4 protein-coding genes are annotated in these 2,092 nt (G+C 66.7%); 3 read left to right on the top strand and 1 reads right to left on the bottom strand.

Features of this window, described 5'->3' with window-relative positions:
• The 3 genes from WCJ52_RS12890 to WCJ52_RS12880 all read left to right on the top strand — a co-directional run.
• Nucleotides 1-280 (top strand): RcnB family protein (locus WCJ52_RS12890; RefSeq protein ID WP_336903705.1); only part of this gene is annotated, 280 nt, incomplete at its 5' end.
• Between the two features lie 137 nt (nucleotides 281-417).
• Nucleotides 418-1,437 carry a ketol-acid reductoisomerase gene (gene ilvC / locus WCJ52_RS12885; protein WP_336903704.1) on the top strand — a complete coding sequence of 340 codons (1,020 nt, stop codon included), beginning with the start codon at nucleotides 418-420 and terminating at the stop codon, nucleotides 1,435-1,437.
• 148 nt (nucleotides 1,438-1,585) lie between these two features.
• Nucleotides 1,586-1,777 (top strand): type II toxin-antitoxin system HicA family toxin, encoded by a 192-nt coding sequence (locus tag WCJ52_RS12880; protein ID WP_336903703.1) that lies wholly within the window; start codon nucleotides 1,586-1,588, stop codon nucleotides 1,775-1,777.
• Here WCJ52_RS12880 and WCJ52_RS12875 read toward each other — a convergent pair whose 3' ends face one another.
• On the bottom strand, nucleotides 1,778-1,999 hold the full coding sequence (locus WCJ52_RS12875; RefSeq protein ID WP_336903702.1) for a DUF1902 domain-containing protein: 222 nt from the start codon (nucleotides 1,997-1,999) through the stop codon (nucleotides 1,778-1,780). It lies immediately after the preceding gene.
• Nucleotides 2,000-2,092 lie beyond the last annotated feature (93 nt).

Raw genomic sequence — 2,092 nt, 5'->3', positions numbered from 1 at the left:
CTACGACCCCCGGTGGTATCCGCCGGTCTGGACCCCGCCCTACCGCTATCGGGCCGACCGCTGGGCCCCGCCTCCGGGCTATGCCTACCACCGGTGGTCCTATGGCGAGGTCCTGCCCTGGACCTGGTGGACGCCGCGCTACCGGATCGACACCTGGTGGACCTATGGCCTGCCGATCCCGCCGGTCGGCTACACTTGGGTGCGGCTGGGACGCGACGCCGTCCTGGTGGACCTGTGGACTGGGCGTATCGTCCAGGTGGCCTTCAGCCTCTTCTGGTGACGGCCTTCCGGCCCTCCGGCGCATCGCCTGGAGGGCCGGCCTTGCTTGACGCGGCGGGAAATTTCCCATTGATGCGGCCCACTTCCGCGCGGTCGCCCGAGGGGCTCCGCGTCCGTCTTGTCCAAAGGAGACCGCCCATGCGGGTCTATTACGATCGCGACGCCGACCTCGCCCGGATCCTGGACAGGAAGATCGCCATCGTAGGCTATGGCTCGCAGGGCCGGGCCCACGCCCTGAACCTGCGCGACTCCGGCGTGAAGAACGTCGTCGTCGCCCTTCGGCCCGACTCCGCCACCGCCCGCAAGGTCGAGGCCGACGGCCTGAAGGTGATGAGCGTGGCCGAGGCCGCCAAGTGGGCCGATGCCCTGATGGTGCTGGCGCCCGACGAGCTGCAGCGCGGCATCTACAATGCCGAGATCGCCCCCAACCTGCGGGACGGCGCGGCCCTTCTGTTCGCCCACGGCCTGAACATCCACTTCAACCTCATCGAGCCCAAGGCCAGCGTGGACGTGCTGATGATCGCCCCCAAGGGCCCCGGTCACACCGTGCGCGGCGAGTACGAGAAGGGCGGCGGCGTGCCCTGCCTGATCGCCATCCACCAGAACCCCACGGGCAACGCCCTCGACTTTGGCCTGGCCTACGCCTCGGCCATCGGCGGCGGCCGCTCGGGCGTGATCGAGACCACCTTCCGCGAGGAATGCGAGACCGACCTGTTCGGCGAGCAGGCCGTGCTGTGCGGCGGCCTGGTCGAGCTGATCCGCGCCGGCTTCGAGACCCTGGTCGAGGCGGGCTACGCCCCCGAAATGGCCTATTTCGAGTGCCTGCACGAGGTGAAGCTGATCGTCGACCTCATCTATGAGGGCGGCATCGCCAACATGAACTACTCGATCTCGAACACTGCCGAGTACGGCGAGTACGTGACCGGCCCGCGGATCATCACCGCCGACACCAAGGCCGAGATGAAGCGCGTGCTGGAAGACATCCAGTCCGGCCGCTTCGTGCGCGACTTCATGCTGGAGAACGCGGCCGGCCAGCCCAGCTTCAAGGCCACCCGCCGCCGCGCCTCCGAGCACGGCATCGAGGACGTGGGCGCCCGCCTGCGCGCCATGATGCCCTGGATCAGCAAGAACAAGCTGGTGGATACGTCGCGGAATTAGGTTCCGCGCGGGCGCCTGCCCCGTCACCCCTCCCCCGCCTATAGTGCCCCAGCCGACAGCGCGTAAAGCGGCGGGCGCAGGCGGTGCCTTGGGATGGGCGTAATCTGTTCCTATCCAGACGGGCCCGTTCGAGGAGCCCTTCGCCTCAATGCCGACCTACCATGCCGACCTCGTCAGGATCATGCGGGCGCACGGATGCTGGCAGGTGGAAGGCGGTAAGGGGAGCCACGAAGAGTGGCGCAGCCCCATCAACGGGCGAACTGTCAGCGTTCCCAGGTCAAAGAGCCGCCACACCGCCAACGAGGTGCTCAAGCAACTCGGGATCGGCAAGGTCTTCTGATCAGGCGACGGCGAACTCGCGCCGGGCGGAGAAATCGACCGAGACGCGGCCAAGCCGGGGCTCCTGGTTAGCGGCCAGAATTTCCGGCGCCAGCTCAACCATCATGGCTTCAAACTCAGCCAGGGTTTCGGTCTCGATCACGAGGCCTGGGATGTCTGTTTCGGAGATCCAGACTGAAGCTTCCGGATCCCAGATCGCTTTGACGTAGTAGGACTGGTCCATTCGGCCCCTCATCCCATGGAAAGACACTTTCATAAGCCCAATGCGCCGGGAATGCGTCAACAAGATAGCCGACCCCCTCCGCCCCTATCCTTC

The organism is Phenylobacterium sp. (genome assembly GCF_037138395.1).
Lineage (GTDB): Bacteria > Pseudomonadota > Alphaproteobacteria > Caulobacterales > Caulobacteraceae > Phenylobacterium.
The sequence above is the reverse complement of the archived record's forward strand: the minus strand, read 5'-3'. Positions and strand labels throughout refer to the sequence as shown.

What these genes read in the sequence shown, in the direction of transcription:
- ilvC (WP_336903704.1), top strand. Translation starts at nt 418, where the DNA reads ATGCGGGTCTATTACGATCGCGACGCCGACCTCGCCCGGATCCTGGAC.
- WCJ52_RS12880 (WP_336903703.1), top strand. Translation starts at nt 1,586, where the DNA reads ATGCCGACCTACCATGCCGACCTCGTCAGGATCATGCGGGCGCACGGA.
- WCJ52_RS12875 (WP_336903702.1), bottom strand. Translation starts at nt 1,999, where the DNA reads ATGGACCAGTCCTACTACGTCAAAGCGATCTGGGATCCGGAAGCTTCA.